We start from the raw sequence: 14,716 nt of genomic DNA on the forward strand, positions 1-14,716 counted from the left end.
TAGCACTAGCTATTTGAATAGCTAGTGCTAAGAACTTATTATATGAGTAGCCCCCACATTTGACAAAGAGCCAAACAAAGTAAATTGCAAAAAGGACTGTATACATATACTCGATACATGCATTACAGTCCTTTTTTCTTATTTCTTGCCATCTATGCAATTATAACAAATCATCTTCGTACACCGCTTCTTCAAAGAATAATGGCAACAAGTCTTCGCTATATTCGTTCATATCACGGCCTGTTTTGGAGAATACCACAGATGCAGCAAAACGCATTAATTCTTGCTCATTCTCTGGATTGTTTACAAATTCTTCAATAATTTTGTCCATATCTAAATGGCGCTTCATAATGAATCGAGCCAATTTACGACGATTTACTGGATCATTCACCAATTCATCTACATCAATAATATACTCTGGCATTTTGATCGCAATATGCGTGTGGATTCCGTCTTCTTTCATGATAACCTCCTACATTGTACGCCCTATGGTAGGGCTATGCTTATATACTAACAAATATTATAGTCCATAGCAATTACATAACTACTTGCACCTATGCTTCGTGTCGCACACATACATACTAAGGCTATACACCACCCAAGTAATCATAGTATGTGTTGGGACACTGTCTATGCATCCGCTTTCATAGTAACCTACTGAAATCGGTCATACCCCTAAACACGGTTAGTTATGCATTGCACCCGTTCTTGTAAGCTAACCTCATCGGTAAACACTGTATCTAAACACAGTCCATGGGCAGGTGCTGTTTTTCCTATAAGCTGTCTATTCTCACCAGCGATGATCCGTGGCACGGCCTCTGGTTGAAAGCGACCTAAGCCTACATCCACCAAAAATCCTGCCATATTCCGCACCATGTGGTACACAAATCCATCTCCCAACACATGGATTCGTACAGTCGTTCCATCTTGGATGACTTTTACCGCATACATAGTCTTTACTGGATCTTGTACTGTCGTATTATGGCCTTTGAAGGTACTGAAATTATGTGTCCCTTCTAGGACTTGTGCCGCTCTCCTCATGGCTTCTATATCCAAAGGTTTACGCACATGGTAGGCATAGCGCAATTGCAGTGGGTCTACCACAGGATCATTATGAATGGTATAAATGTATTCTTTCCCTTTCACATAATTCCGTGGGTTCCAATCCGATGGCAACTCCTGTGCCTCACGGACCACGATATACGGTGGCATATGGGCGATGAGGGCACGCATCAGATTGTCTACAGGAATCTTCCCCGTAGTTGTAAACGCCACTACTTGTCCTCTAGCATGGACACCTGCGTCGGTCCGCGAAGAACCATAAATCGTGATGGGCTCATTACAAACCTTAGATAAGGCTTCTTCTAAATAACCTTGTACTGTAGGTCCGTTCTGTTGCCGTTGGTAGCCACAGAGCTCTGTGCCATCATAGGCGACGATGAGCTGTATCGTTCTTGTCATATCTGGCATGTCCTATTCTTTCTACTGTTTTTTTACCTTATGATATATATCTGCGGTTAGCATATCTGTGACTAGCCTATACAATTAGTTCTTATATACCAAAGCCCCAGCGCAATACGGCTAATACAACGCTCACAAGTACCACGGCACCAATACCATAGGTATCTAATTGACTGTATTGCAATTCTTTCAAGCGAGTACGTCCTTCTCCGCCTCGGTAACAACGAGATTCCATGGCTACTGCCAATTCATCGGCACGACGGAAAGCACTAATAAATAGTGGCACAAGTAAAGGTACCATATTTTTTGCCCGTTTCAGTAAGGATCCTGTAGTAAAATCAGCACCACGGGATTCTTGTGCTTTCATAATGCGGTCTGTTTCCTCTAATAGTGTGGGAATGAATCGCAAGGCAATGGTCATCATCATAGCCAATTCATGAGCTGGCACGCCAAAACGTTTCCATGGATTTAGGAGTCTTTCAATACCGTCCGTCAATCGGATAGGGGATGTTGTATAAGTCAATAAGGAGGAGAATACGATTAAGAAAATCAATCGCCCTGCCATAAGGCCTCCCAAATTAAGACCTTCTCGGCTGATGTGCAGCCATCCATAGGTGAATAGGTATTCCCCCGGCGTAGTGAATACGTGAATAGCCAAGGTGAATACAATGATAATCCACAATGGTTTAATGGAGAGCCACACGAGCCGCACTGGCAAACGAGATAGCCCCAAACAGCCAAAGGTAAAGGCTGCCACAATACTATAGGTTACCAAGCTGTCCGCAAAGAATATGGCAATGATGAAAATCATAGTGGCTATAATCTTAGCCCGTGGGTCCATGCGGTGGAGTACGGAATCTCCTGGGAAGTACTGGCCAATAGTAATATTACTTAGCATGGTGCACCTCCTTGAGATAGTCGTAAATATCTGCTACTGCCTCATGGACATGAATACGGTCAATATTCACAGGTATATTTCGTTCTGCCAAAGCTTGCAATGTTTGCGACAATGGCGGTACATCCACACCAGCAGATTGCAATATCTCACGGTCATTATGGAAAATCTCGATAGGATTGCCGTCTAATAAGACTTGCCCTTGGTGCATAACAATCAATCGATTCGCCATGCGAGAAATATCTTCCATATTATGGGATACAAGAATAACGGTAATCCCTTTTTCCTTGTGCAATTTCACGATTTCTCCAAAGATTTCTTCTCGTCCAAATGGATCAAGTCCAGCAGATGGTTCATCGAGAATTAAATAGTCTGGATCTAGGGCAATAACCCCTGCGATAGCCACACGGCGCATTTGTCCACCCGACAAATGGAAAGGAGAACGCTCTGCATAGGTATCGTAGTCTAGGCCTACAAATTGCATGGCTTCTCGCACACGGCGGTCCACCTCTGCCTCATCAAAGCCTAAATTTTTAGGTCCAAAGGCAATGTCTTTAGCAATGGTTTCCTCGAAGAGTTGATGCTCTGGATATTGGAATACCATGCCCACTTTATGGCGTGTTTGTTTCACTTCTTCAGTTTTACCCACTAAGTCCACACCATTCACTTTCACAGTGCCTGTGGTAGGATGCAATAAGCCATTTAAATGTTGAACTAAGGTGGATTTACCAGACCCTGTATGGCCGATGATGCCTACAAATTCACCTTCGTGAATAGTCAAGCTCACATCGTGCAAAGCCGTTTTTTCAAAAGGTGTCCCCTGTCCATAGGTGTAGGTTACATGCTCTAATTGAATTGACATATGGCCTCCCCTAGTTCTTCATTAGTGGTAATACCTGTTGGCATAGATACCCCTTTTTCCTGTAAGCGCACTGCAACTTCTGACGGCACCGGCACATCTAGACCAAGACCTTTTAAGGTATCTACATTCATAAATACATCTTTTGGAGCTCCTTCATCGATGACCTTACCTTGTTTCATCACAATGATACGATCTGCTAAAGCTGCTTCTTCCATAAAGTGCGTAATATATACGATAGTGATGCCTTCTTCTTTATTGAGACGGTACACCGTATCCATGACTTCTTTGCGCCCTTTGGGATCGAGCATAGCCGTTGGCTCATCTAAAATGATACATTTCGGCTTCATCGCTAAAACGCCAGCAATGGCGATGCGTTGCTTTTGTCCCCCTGATAATAGATGAGGTCCATGCAACGCATAGTCCGACATGTTTACCGCCGCCAAGGCTGCATCCACACGACTGCGAATCTCTGGGGCTGGCACGCCTAGATTCTCTGGCCCAAACGCCACGTCTTCTTCTACAATGGCTGCCACGATTTGATTATCTGGATTTTGGAATACCATGCCCACATTTTGGCGAATATTCCAAATTAAATGTTCTTCTTTTGTATCCATTCCTAACACGGTAACGGTACCAGATGTAGGTTGCAATAGGACATTAAAATGTTTGGCTAGAGTACTTTTACCGCTCCCATTGGTCCCTATAATACTAACAAACTCACCTTCATGAATGTGAACACTCACATCCTGCAAGGCGTGTACCTCACGGCCCATTTCATCTTGATACACATGACTCATATGGTCCGTACTGATCATAACTTGTTTCATCTTGTTTTTGGTTTCCTCTCTACGTAAGTACAATTGTTACTTCGTATTACAATCTACTTCATTATACCTTGTAGAGAGGTTTAGGACAATAGGCAACCTGCTGTAGGTTTATATGGTTAACAATGCAATTTATTTTTTGAAAGCAATGTGACGATAACTTGTGAAAGTCAACCATTTTCCGAAAGTATCATTTAGATTCTTAGAATCTTCAATATCCGCTAAGAATTGAGTATATTCTTCGCCAGAGTGTACCTCAATACCAAAGCCACGACCGTTTAGCAATGGCACACCTTGGTACGTATACTCACGCAATGGAGCGATGGCTGTGATGACACCATCTCGCACAGAAATATAGACTTTATCACGTAGAATTAAGATATCGAAAGTACTTGGATATTGGTAACTATCTCCTGTCAACGGAATCGCATCACCCACATGGTATGTGGCACATTCAGGTCTTACTTTATCTACGGTTAACCCTTCCACATCGTAGTAGAATTCTTCAAAAATATCGCCACGACCACGCACGGCATCGCCAATAAATGTGTACAGTTCCTCTCCTTTATCGAGGGTATCTTGGATAACACCACAGGCCGCTGTCATATGGCTTACACGGTCGATAAGGATGAACTCGCCCAATGTTTTATGCTTAGTGAAAGTATCCACCACGATCGGTTCTTGCAAGGTTAAAACGCAACGAGCAATTTCATTTTTGCTCAATCCATCGCGCTCCACATGATTGCCAGTGTTCACATCCACAGCATAACGGATTTTGCTCACTACCCCAGATACTAATTTCGTACCTGCCATGATAAGGTATTCTCTACCTTCTTGTAATGTGGTGTCATCCATCCATAGTAACGTCGTTTCTAACTTTGCGCTGACCTGTAACTCTGTGCCATTCACAATAACGCAACCACGAGATACGTCTACTTCACGGTCTAATTGGATGGTCACCGCTTCCCCTGTATGAATTTCCTCAACAGAGTCAAAGCCTCGAATTAAAGATTTCACCACTGCCGTTTCACCGCTTGGCAATACGCACACTGTGTCATTCACACGAAGAGTACCGCTTTCTACTTGACCTTGGAACCCTCTAAACGTATGGTCTGGTCGTGATACACGTTGTACTGGCAAATAGAAGCCTTCTTCTTCAAAAGCTTGGATATCTACTGTTTCTAAATGGCCGAGCAAGGTATTGCCCTTGTACCAAGGCATGTGCAGAGAGTGAACGGTAATATTATCCCCCTCTGTAGCCGATACAGGAATAATAGCAATGTCCGCCAGTTGCAATTCTTGTTGTAATGCTTGAATATCTGCTTGAATCTCTTGAAATCGACTTTCACTATAGTCCACTAAGTCCATTTTGTTCACTGCAAAAATGAAATGTTGGATACCCATTAAGGCGCAGATACGAGCATGACGACGTGTTTGCACCAACACCCCTTGCTTCGCATCCACTAGAATGATCGCTAAGTCAGCAAAGGATGCCCCTACCGCCATATTGCGAGTATATTCTTCATGACCTGGTGTATCCGCCACGATGAAGCTGCGATGGTCTGTTGTGAAATAGCGATACGCCACATCGATGGTGATACCTTGCTCACGCTCTGCCATTAAACCGTCTAGCAACAAGGAATAATCAATTTTGCCACCACGACTGCCTACCTTACTTTCTAATTCAAGAGCTTCCTTTTGGTCTGCATATAATAATTTGGAATCGTATAAGATATGTCCAATCAATGTAGATTTTCCGTCATCTACACTGCCACATGTAATGAATTTCAATAAACTTTTCATTAGAAATAGCCCTCCCGTTTACGTCGTTCCATGCTACCTGCAGCTTCACTATCGATAACTCGTGTAGTTCGTTCAGAGGATACGGCACTCAATGTTTCTTCGATGATTTCATCTAAGGTAGTCGCATTCGATTCAATACCACCTGTTAATGGGTAGCAGCCTAAGGTACGGAATCGAACTAATTTATTTTCTACTGTTTCTCCTTCTTGTAAGCGGAATCGTTCATCGTCAACCATGATTAAGTTTCCATCTCGTTCTACTACAGGTCGTTCTGCTCCGAAGTACAATGGTACAATGTCGATATTTTCTCGTTTGATATATTGCCAAATATCTGTTTCTGTCCAGTTAGAGATGGGGAATACACGCATGCTTTCCCCTTTGTTGATTTTTGTGTTAAACAGTTTCCACATTTCTGGACGTTGATTCTTTGGATCCCACGCATGTTGCTCATTCCGGAAAGAAAAGATACGTTCTTTCGCACGAGATTTTTCTTCATCTCGACGACCACCCCCAAAGGCTGCATCAAAACCGTATTTGTCTAACGCTTGTTTTAACGCTTGTGTTTTCATAATATCTGTGTAGGCCGCACCAGAGTCAAATGGATTGATGCCACGATCTACTCCATCCTGATTGATGTACTCTAGCATTTCGATGCCTAGTTCCTTCGCTACATTGTCACGAAACTCAATCATCTCTTTGAACTTCCAAGTGGTGTTCACATGTAAAAATGGGAATGGCGGTTTTGCTGGATAAAAAGCTTTCATAGCCAAATGCAGCATCACCGAACTATCTTTCCCGATGGAGTATAGCATCACTGGATTTTCACATTGTGCGGCTACCTCACGAATAATATATATAGCTTCCGCTTCTAATTCATCTAAATGAGAGAATTGACTCATATTGACCTCCTTAATAGGCATTACTTTCTTTTGCATTTACTGTAATTCGCTGCACAGTGCCATCTACTTTCGTAATATCCCAATGCAACAAATGACCTTCTGTTGTTACCACCATGGTAGCTCCCTTACCACCCATGTCTTCTCCTAAGAAAAAGGAAATAGCTCCTACAGGGCATTCTTTCACACAGGACACGCAACCCCAACAATCAGAAGGATAGGCGATGTAGGCTTTCTTCGCCTCATCTTTGTAGATTAATGTCCCTGGGCATACTTGCTGGCATCTACCACAACCGATACAAGTATCCTTATTAATTTGTATGCTCATAAGTATCCCCCTTTTCTACTAGTGGCCGTTGAAAGACCTGAAATTCACCATCTTGATATACGGAGTTGATGTACACCAATCCGTCGTCACTACAATTTGGATAGTCACTATGTTCTCCAAAGCTGTGCCAACGTGTTTCCTTACGCCCCCCTAGATGAGCCACTAAGGCTTGGGCCACCACAATGCGATCTCGTAGTTCATAGAGGTAAGACAGTTCATGTAAGGTATTGGCCTGTAATTGCTCTACATCTTTGGCTAAAGTTTGCAATTTTGATTTCGCAATGCCTAAGCTTTCTTCTGTGTATTTGTAGGCTTGGCTGATGCCACCGGCATAGACATCCATAATGTCTTGTAATCGCTGTTCATGTTCTTCAATACGGACTAAAGCAGAATCATCATTAGCACCCTGTTGTTCAGCATATCGTTTCAAGATAGCATCGATTGCTTCCTTATACCACGGTTCATTTCCAGCAGATGATGCTTCACCTTGCTCTTGGTATCGTCGTACAATTTCATCGCCTGCAATTTCTCCTTCTGCTAAGGCTCCTGTAACATATTTTTGAGGAGCTCCCCCTGCCACATCACCAGCCGCAAACAAGTTAGTGATGGTCGTTTCTCGATGCGTATCGACCCAGTAACCACTTGCCGTATGGCCGCCTACGATATATGGCTCTGTGCCTTCAATTTCCACATTTTCTGTGGCAGGCCCTTGTCCACGTTCTACCCAACGTAATGTTTGGCTTGGCGCCATGTTGAGGTAGGCTTTCAGCAAGTCTTGTTCTTGGTCTGGAGAAATCCCCTTCGTTCCTAAATAGCAAGGACCTCTGCCTTCCACCTGTTCCTGTACGGTACCATACACACGTTGTGAAGTAGTGATGCCGTATACACTTTCATAGTTCTCACCAAGACTATTGATTTGTTTCGCTCCTACCCCTTGGGCAATAGTCCCGGTAGGGGCGATAGTATCTTTACAACGAAGGGCAATGAAGCGCATCTCTAGGGTCGTCATCTCCGCCCCTTGCAAGATCCCCATCGCATAGCCCGCCCCTGTATTGAATGGGGAATACCACATTTTATGACGAGAGAACCCTGGATTGTTAGGTTTATAAATCCCAGAGGTGCCGCCAGTGGCGCAGATCACGTAAGTCGCTTCAATCTCATAGATGGTGCCCGTTTCTTTATGGAATCCTACAGCCCCATAGATACGGTTATCTTTCACAATGTAATCCGTGATAACTAATTGATTAATCACCTGACAATTTTCCAAAGATTCCACGGCACTCGCCAAGATAGGCTTAATATTTTCACCATTAATTTTAATATTTCGATTCCCACGAGCCACGTAGTTGCCTTGGTCATCTTTCAAAATCACTAGCCCTAATCGTTCTAGCTCATGGACTGTACCATTTACTCGTTCGCACATCGTACGCAACAAGTCATCTCGTACAATACCCTCCGCATCCTTCGTGGCATAGTCCACATAATCTTGGACTGTACGATTGGGCAAAATATAACAGTTGATAGCATTCACCCCTGCTGCCAAACAGCCACTTCGTTTAATATGCGCCTTCTCTGCCACGATGATACGAGCATCACTGGCTTTTCCTATGGTTAACGCTGCATAACAACCAGCCGTCCCCCCGCCGATAATCAGCACATCTGTGCGCAGTCGCTCTTTCTTTCCTAACATCCTATGCACCCTTTCCTTCCATGCGTGTATACCCTTGTATATATTGTTTCTGCTTTATCTATACCTTTTGAAAGTTTCATACTAAATATAGAACAAGCTACTTGTATTCATACCTTCATTTTCTACTAGATACGTATCCGTCTCATCATAGATACATATTCTTGAAATCAACACATCCACCGCATCACCGACTTTGAAAGCATGCCCATCGATGGTATGATTTGCCACCAATACTAACTCACCAATCCGCAGGGTCACTTCCAAACGATTGCCTTTAAACAAAATATGTTCAATATGACCTAGTTCCACCACACTGCGATAGCGGTGTAATGATCCTTGGGGATGAATACTGATATATTCTGGTCGAATTAAGGCTTCCTTTACATTTTCGATTTTCTGAAAGCCCTTTAACACGTCATACCCTTCTACGACAGAAGACTTCCCTAAGAACTTAGCCACAAATGGAGTCTTTGGGTTGCAATAAATCTCTTGTGGCGTTCCTACTTGTTCAATACGACCTTTGTTGGTCACCACAATTTGATCCGCCATTTCTAGCGCCTCTTCTTGGTCGTGCGTGACAAAGATGGTAGTAATCCCAATTTGCTGAATTGTATTTCGTAGCCACATGCGAAGCTCTTCTTTTACCTTCGCATCGATGGCTGCGAAAGGTTCATCCAAGAGCAACACATCTGGATTCGGTGCCAAAGCTCTTGCAAAGGCAACCCGTTGCCGTTGTCCGCCAGACAGTTGACTTGGATATCTATCCTCTAATCCACTAAGACCGATGAGATCGATGAGCTCTGTTACTCGGCGATGAATTTCCTTCTTTCCCACTTTCTTCACTGTCAACCCAAAGGCAATATTATCAAACACCGTCATATAGCGAAACAACGCATAGCTTTGAAATAAAAATCCAATCCCTCTGTCTGCAGGTGCCACAGTATTGACCCGTGTACCATTGATATAAATATCGCCTTCATCAGGTGTTTCCAAACCGGCAATCATCCGTAATATGGTCGTCTTCCCGCTCCCACTAGGTCCTAAGAGGGCTACCAAGCTGCCCTTCTCAATGGATAAGGACACATCTTTCGACGCCTGAAAATCTCCATAATTTTTATATATATTTGATAAACTAACGTACATGCATTTCCTCCCTATACCTCTATCGATGATAATTCGTATCGTTGACAACCCTTGACCTACGGTATCATTGACTTGCCTCACCGATACCTCGCTCTATCATTAACTTGCTTTACCGATGGCTAGCTTTATGGGCCGCATAGGTGCGCAAGGCGATCATGATGAAAGCCAACAGAATCAGCACCGACGACACACTAAAGGATGCTACCACGGCACTTTCAGTACCCGACATATAGAGAGCGTCGATTTCTAATGGCAAGGTAAACGTAGATCCCCTCGCCTTAGATACAGCTGCCACCGCACCAAATTCACCCATAGCCCGGGCCCCGCACAAGATAATTCCATACAATAAAGGCCATTTGATGTGAGGAAAGGTAATATCCTTAAAAATACGCCATCCAGAGGCCCCCATCAAAGCCGCTGCTTCCTCTTCTTCTCGGCCTTGATTCAACAGGACTGGCAAGATTTCACGGAATACAAAGGGCATAGTCATGAATACAGTCACCAAAATAACCCCTGGTATAGCAAAGACAATACGAATGTCTAAACCCGTCCACGCATTGAACTGATTGATGTATGGTCCCAACCAACCCAATCGACCAAAGGTGAGTAAAAAAGCTAACCCTGCAATAACAGGAGATACGGAAAATGGTATATCTGCCAAAGTAGCTATCAACGTTTTACCAGGAAAATCAAATTTCGATACAGCGAAAGCCGCTGCCACACCAAAAATAGCGCTCACCAACATAGCAATGACCATCACCAAAATAGTCAGCCCCAAAGATTTTATCACATAGACAGTGCTAATAGACTGTACATAGAACTGCCAACCTAAAGATAAAGATTGAAACACTACTGAAAGCATAGGAATAAGGAGCATAAAAATAATGAATACCCAAGCTAATAGAATTAACAAGGTAGAACCGTATCGTCCTTTCATAGACCTATTACCTCCCTTTAATACGCTTCGCGTGATGATTCTGAATTAGATTCACTACTAACAAGATAGAAAACGAAATGCCTAGTAGCACGATAGCGATGGCCGTAGCACTGCTATAGTCGGCATAATTTAATTTTTGCATAATCACATAGGATACAGCTTGCGTGTGATTTTTAAAACTATTTCCTGAAATGTAAATGATGCTACCATATTCGCCAATCCCTCTAGCAAAGGCCAAACTAAAACCAGTCAACAAGGGCGGCAACAATTCAGGAAAAATGACTTGTCGATACAATCTAAATTTGCTAGCTCCCATCATGAAAGCCGCCTCTTCATAAATAGGATCTAAGGTTTCAAGCACCGGTTCCAAAGACCGCACCACAAAAGGAATCCCTACAAATACGAGAGCTACTACAATCCCGATTTGACTATAGGCCACGTGAATTCCCCAGTGCGACAAGATAGATCCAAACCAACCTGTATCGGTATACAGCTTCGATAAGGTAATCCCAGCCACTGCTGTGGGTAGTGCAAAGGGAAGTTCTATCATGCTATTCAGCAAGGCTTTCCCTGGGAAGGTATACCGCACCAATACCCAAGCCAAGATAAACCCAAAGACCACATTGATAGCAGCTGCAATAGCGGCTGTTAATAAACTAGTTGTAAAGGCTTGTACTACATTCGCTTTAGTAAGCAATACTTTCCAAGTATCCCAAGGCAAGGACAGTCCATGGGAAAACACTGACCCTAAAGGAATGATGATACAGATCGATAATAAGGCAATGGTAATGCCTAAGGACAAGCCCATACCTGGAATGATTCGTGTCGATGTTGGGTTTATCATTCGTGAAAGCCACGATGTATTATGTTCCATAGATTTCATCAAATACCCCACCTTCATCAAAAAACTTTTTATACACTGCATCCCAACCGCCATAGGTGTGGATAGTCGTTAACTCTATCCTATGGTTAAAAGTCGAAGAAAACTCCTGTAAAATAGCTGGATTGGACGGTCTAAATCCATAAGAACCAATCAACCGCTGCCCTTCATCAGAGTATAAATATTGAATATAATCACGAGCTACCTCTGTAGTTTGATCTCGATCTGTAATTCCTTTTACAAGAGCCACATTAGGCTCTGCAACGATGCTTGTGCTAGGAGTCACCACCTCATATTGACCTGGATAGTTCTTCACAATTTGTAAGGCTTCATTTTCCCAAATCAAGAGCACATCCCCTTGCTTATTTTCTACGAACGTCGTCGCCGCACTACGAGCACCAGCATCTAAGACTTTCACATGGTCATAAAGAGATTTTACATACCCTTTGGCACCCGTTTCTGTACCGTATGCCCTAAGTCCATGGTCCCAAGCCGCCATGAATATCCAACAAGCCGCACTAGAACTTTTCGGATCTGGAGCTACGATGGAAATCCCAGACCTCTCTAAATCTACCCAATCTTGTATATGCTGAGGATTATCCTTACGCACTAAAAATACAATAGTCGACGTATAAGGAGCCGAATGGTTGGGAAACATGTTCTCCCAATTCGTATCGAGCAAGTGCACACGGTTCAGCATTTCAATATCTTGTGAAGACCCCAAGGACACAATATCGGCATCATTACCTTCGATGATGGACCGCGCCTGTGCACTAGAGCCACCGTGAGATTGCGTGACATGCACATCCTTTCCAGTGATAGCCTTATAATGCTCACGAAATAGGCGGTTATAGTCTTCATAAAACTCACGGGTACTATCATAGGATACATTTGTAATGTGTACCTCATTGCCTACTATTTTGGGCTCTTTCATACATCCTGTGAAAGTCCCTATACAAGCAACCCCTATCATGGCGATGAGCCAGTTTTTATATCGTTTTTGTTTCATATATACCCTCCATCGTCATGTCTAAGGAACAATACTATCCTCTTGTTTAGCACAATATAACGCACTTACACATCAAAAATACCTGTTGATAAGTATCGTTCTCCACCATCTGGTAGCAATACAACAATATTCTTATCCTTATAGGCCGGGTCCTGACCAATTTGTATGGCCGCTTGTAAAGCAGACCCAGAGGAGATACCAAGTAACAATCCTTCTGTTTTAGCAATGGTCCGTGTACATGTGTAGGCATCCTCTGTAGAGACTGTCACAATCTTATCTAACAACTTAGTATCTAACACATCTGGTATAAATCCTGCTCCAATCCCTTGGATACCATGAGGTCCAGCTTCTTTGCCAGATAATACAGCCGATGTAGTAGGTTCAACGCCAATAATCTGTACCGATGGATTTTGCTCTTTCAAATACCGCCCCACACCTGTCACAGTTCCCCCTGTACCGATAGAGGATATAAACACATCCACTTCACCATTCGTATCCTTCCAAATCTCAGGACCTGTCGTCTCATAATGAGTGTTAGGATTCGCAGGGTTTGTAAATTGTTGCAAGATGAAAGCATTGCCATGAATTTGTTGTAACTCCTCAGCTACCCGAATACTTCCTTTCATCCCTTCTATGCCTGGTGAAAGCACAACCAACGCCCCCAATGCTCGTACGATACGTTGACGCTCCACACTCATCGTGTCGGGCATAACAAGAATTAATTTAAGTCCCATTTGCGCTGCTACAAAGGCAAGACCAATCCCCGTATTACCACTAGTAGGTTCAATGAGCACCGTATCTTTTTGTATCACCCCAGAGTCAATCCCCTCTTTGATCATTCCGTAGGCAACACGATCCTTCACACTGCCCAAGGGATTAAAATATTCTAATTTTCCTAACAAGCGACCATTTAATTGATATAATTTTGTGAAAGCATCCAATACCACCAAAGGCGTAGAGCCTATTAAATCTGTTACATGCTGGTACATGATTGGTTCCCCCTTACTGCTGTATTTTTTATATATATAACTAGCTGGTTAATATATACTACGTAATATGTAGTGAAAATATATCTATTCGCTATAATACTTTGATCATTAATCCATAAATTTAATATATTGATAATATCTATATCTAATTTTATAAATATATATTTTTATTTTATATTTACTACATATGTATCGACATACGCTTATAGACAGCATCTAGTTATTACTCTATACCGAGCTATAATAACGTCTACTATTGTATATTCTTATTCCTATGTAGTCAATTGGATATAAACTATAGAACACTATAGGGTAAAACTATATACATAAATATGCAAATTCAAAAATGAGAATTGTTCTTTATTATTTTATGGGTAGAGATAAAAAAAGACACCTTTCGGTGTCGTAATATATATATCACTTTTAGTATACTGAGTGGAAAGAGCTATTTTTGTACCTTGTCATTTGCAACTTCCTATTTGTTCCTAGCTGTGGATTTTGTGCGCCCCTTTGGGGCTTCAAAATCTTACGCAAATGCTTTTATCCGTTATCCTTTTGTTCCTGTCTGTGGATTTTATACGCCCTTTTAGGGCCTTAAAATCTTACGTCAGGAACTAAGCGATACTCTAAGATTTGTGCGTCGCTTCGCTCCTTCAAATCTTGAGTCCTGCTTATCCCAGGCCTTATGAGGTATACCATAGTTGCTACTTGATCAATCTGGCTGGAAACGGCTTAGTGGATTTAAGACTATTAACTAATAAAAGAAGAGCACCCTATTGGGTGCTCTTTTTTTATTAATCAGCGACTTCCTATTTGTTCTTGGCTGTGGGTTTTATACGCCCCTTCGGGGCTTTAAAACCTTACGCCAGGAACTAAGCGATGCTCTATGATTTATACGTCGCTTCGCTCCTTTAAATCATGAGCCCTGCTTATCCCAGGCCTTATGAGGTATACCATAGTTGCTACTTGATCAATCTGGCTGGAAACGGCTTAGTGGAT

At 42.6% G+C, this 14,716-nt stretch carries 14 protein-coding genes; all 14 read right to left on the reverse strand.

Annotation, left to right across the window (positions count from 1 at the left end; genetic code table 11):
• Positions 1 to 160: 160 nt before the first annotated feature.
• The 14 genes from EO116_RS08115 to cysK all read right to left on the reverse strand — a co-directional run bounded on the left by EO116_RS08115 (position 161) and on the right by cysK (position 13,717).
• Entirely contained in the window at positions 161 to 463 is a 303-nt protein-coding gene (locus tag EO116_RS08115) for a hypothetical protein (RefSeq protein WP_127069059.1), read from the reverse strand.
• A 212-nt stretch (positions 464 to 675) separates the two neighbouring features.
• Positions 676 to 1,461: a tRNA pseudouridine(38-40) synthase TruA gene (truA, locus tag EO116_RS08120; RefSeq protein WP_127161405.1), complete on the reverse strand. Its 786-nt coding sequence runs from the start codon at positions 1,459 to 1,461 to the stop codon at positions 676 to 678.
• Between the two features lie 91 nt (positions 1,462 to 1,552).
• Positions 1,553 to 2,359 carry an energy-coupling factor transporter transmembrane protein EcfT gene (locus EO116_RS08125; RefSeq protein WP_127161394.1) on the reverse strand — a complete coding sequence of 269 codons (807 nt, stop codon included), beginning with the start codon at positions 2,357 to 2,359 and terminating at the stop codon, positions 1,553 to 1,555.
• A complete protein-coding gene (locus EO116_RS08130; protein WP_127161395.1) occupies positions 2,349 to 3,218 on the reverse strand; it encodes an energy-coupling factor transporter ATPase in 870 nt (289 codons plus the stop codon). Before EO116_RS08130 ends, EO116_RS08125 begins: the two co-directional genes overlap by 11 nt.
• Positions 3,203 to 4,045, reverse strand: a complete 843-nt coding sequence (locus tag EO116_RS08135) for an energy-coupling factor transporter ATPase (protein WP_127161396.1) — start codon at positions 4,043 to 4,045, stop codon at positions 3,203 to 3,205. The genes EO116_RS08130 and EO116_RS08135 overlap by 16 nt, the downstream gene beginning before the upstream one ends.
• A 129-nt stretch (positions 4,046 to 4,174) precedes the next feature.
• Complete coding sequence (locus tag EO116_RS08140) at positions 4,175 to 5,845, reverse strand: sulfate adenylyltransferase subunit 1 (protein WP_127161397.1); 1,671 nt, start codon at positions 5,843 to 5,845, stop codon at positions 4,175 to 4,177.
• Positions 5,845 to 6,744, reverse strand: coding sequence for a sulfate adenylyltransferase subunit CysD (cysD, locus tag EO116_RS08145; protein ID WP_127161398.1), 900 nt, complete (start codon positions 6,742 to 6,744; stop codon positions 5,845 to 5,847). The genes EO116_RS08140 and cysD overlap by 1 nt, the downstream gene beginning before the upstream one ends.
• 10 nt (positions 6,745 to 6,754) lie before the next feature.
• Positions 6,755 to 7,069: a ferredoxin family protein gene (locus EO116_RS08150; RefSeq protein WP_127161399.1), complete on the reverse strand. Its 315-nt coding sequence runs from the start codon at positions 7,067 to 7,069 to the stop codon at positions 6,755 to 6,757.
• The gene (locus tag EO116_RS08155; protein ID WP_127161400.1) at positions 7,053 to 8,759 is read right to left on the reverse strand and encodes an adenylyl-sulfate reductase subunit alpha; all 1,707 of its coding nucleotides are present in this window, start codon (positions 8,757 to 8,759) and stop codon (positions 7,053 to 7,055) included. Before EO116_RS08155 ends, EO116_RS08150 begins: the two co-directional genes overlap by 17 nt.
• Positions 8,760 to 8,840: 81 nt before the next feature.
• The gene (locus EO116_RS08160; RefSeq protein ID WP_127161401.1) at positions 8,841 to 9,902 is read right to left on the reverse strand and encodes an ABC transporter ATP-binding protein; all 1,062 of its coding nucleotides are present in this window, start codon (positions 9,900 to 9,902) and stop codon (positions 8,841 to 8,843) included.
• A 109-nt stretch (positions 9,903 to 10,011) separates the two neighbouring features.
• The gene (locus EO116_RS08165) at positions 10,012 to 10,839 is read right to left on the reverse strand and encodes a sulfate ABC transporter permease (protein ID WP_127161402.1); all 828 of its coding nucleotides are present in this window, start codon (positions 10,837 to 10,839) and stop codon (positions 10,012 to 10,014) included.
• 7 nt (positions 10,840 to 10,846) lie between these two features.
• Positions 10,847 to 11,722, reverse strand: a complete 876-nt coding sequence (gene cysT / locus EO116_RS08170) for a sulfate ABC transporter permease subunit CysT (RefSeq protein ID WP_240629156.1) — start codon at positions 11,720 to 11,722, stop codon at positions 10,847 to 10,849.
• Positions 11,703 to 12,728 (reverse strand): sulfate ABC transporter substrate-binding protein, encoded by a 1,026-nt coding sequence (locus EO116_RS08175; protein WP_127161403.1) that lies wholly within the window; start codon positions 12,726 to 12,728, stop codon positions 11,703 to 11,705. Before EO116_RS08175 ends, cysT begins: the two co-directional genes overlap by 20 nt.
• Positions 12,729 to 12,793: 65 nt before the next feature.
• Positions 12,794 to 13,717: a cysteine synthase A gene (cysK, locus tag EO116_RS08180; protein ID WP_127161404.1), complete on the reverse strand. Its 924-nt coding sequence runs from the start codon at positions 13,715 to 13,717 to the stop codon at positions 12,794 to 12,796.
• Positions 13,718 to 14,716: the final 999 nt, after the last annotated feature.

The organism is Veillonella sp. VA137 (assembly GCF_003992015.1).
Taxonomy (GTDB): Bacteria; Bacillota; Negativicutes; order Veillonellales; family Veillonellaceae; genus F0422.

Excerpts from the sequence above, each read along its gene's own strand:
- EO116_RS08115 (WP_127069059.1), bottom strand. The coding sequence starts at position 463 with ATGAAAGAAGACGGAATCCACACGCATATTGCGATCAAAATGCCAGAG.
- EO116_RS08140 (WP_127161397.1), bottom strand. The coding sequence starts at position 5,845 with ATGAAAAGTTTATTGAAATTCATTACATGTGGCAGTGTAGATGACGGA.
- EO116_RS08125 (WP_127161394.1), bottom strand. The coding sequence starts at position 2,359 with ATGCTAAGTAATATTACTATTGGCCAGTACTTCCCAGGAGATTCCGTA.
- EO116_RS08135 (WP_127161396.1), bottom strand. The coding sequence starts at position 4,045 with ATGAAACAAGTTATGATCAGTACGGACCATATGAGTCATGTGTATCAA.
- EO116_RS08155 (WP_127161400.1), bottom strand. The coding sequence starts at position 8,759 with ATGTTAGGAAAGAAAGAGCGACTGCGCACAGATGTGCTGATTATCGGC.
- cysK (WP_127161404.1), bottom strand. The coding sequence starts at position 13,717 with ATGTACCAGCATGTAACAGATTTAATAGGCTCTACGCCTTTGGTGGTA.
- truA (WP_127161405.1), bottom strand. The coding sequence starts at position 1,461 with ATGACAAGAACGATACAGCTCATCGTCGCCTATGATGGCACAGAGCTC.
- cysT (WP_240629156.1), bottom strand. The coding sequence starts at position 11,722 with ATGAAATCTATGGAACATAATACATCGTGGCTTTCACGAATGATAAAC.
- cysD (WP_127161398.1), bottom strand. The coding sequence starts at position 6,744 with ATGAGTCAATTCTCTCATTTAGATGAATTAGAAGCGGAAGCTATATAT.
- EO116_RS08130 (WP_127161395.1), bottom strand. The coding sequence starts at position 3,218 with ATGTCAATTCAATTAGAGCATGTAACCTACACCTATGGACAGGGGACA.
- EO116_RS08160 (WP_127161401.1), bottom strand. The coding sequence starts at position 9,902 with ATGTACGTTAGTTTATCAAATATATATAAAAATTATGGAGATTTTCAG.
- EO116_RS08150 (WP_127161399.1), bottom strand. The coding sequence starts at position 7,069 with ATGAGCATACAAATTAATAAGGATACTTGTATCGGTTGTGGTAGATGC.
- EO116_RS08175 (WP_127161403.1), bottom strand. The coding sequence starts at position 12,728 with ATGAAACAAAAACGATATAAAAACTGGCTCATCGCCATGATAGGGGTT.
- EO116_RS08165 (WP_127161402.1), bottom strand. The coding sequence starts at position 10,839 with ATGAAAGGACGATACGGTTCTACCTTGTTAATTCTATTAGCTTGGGTA.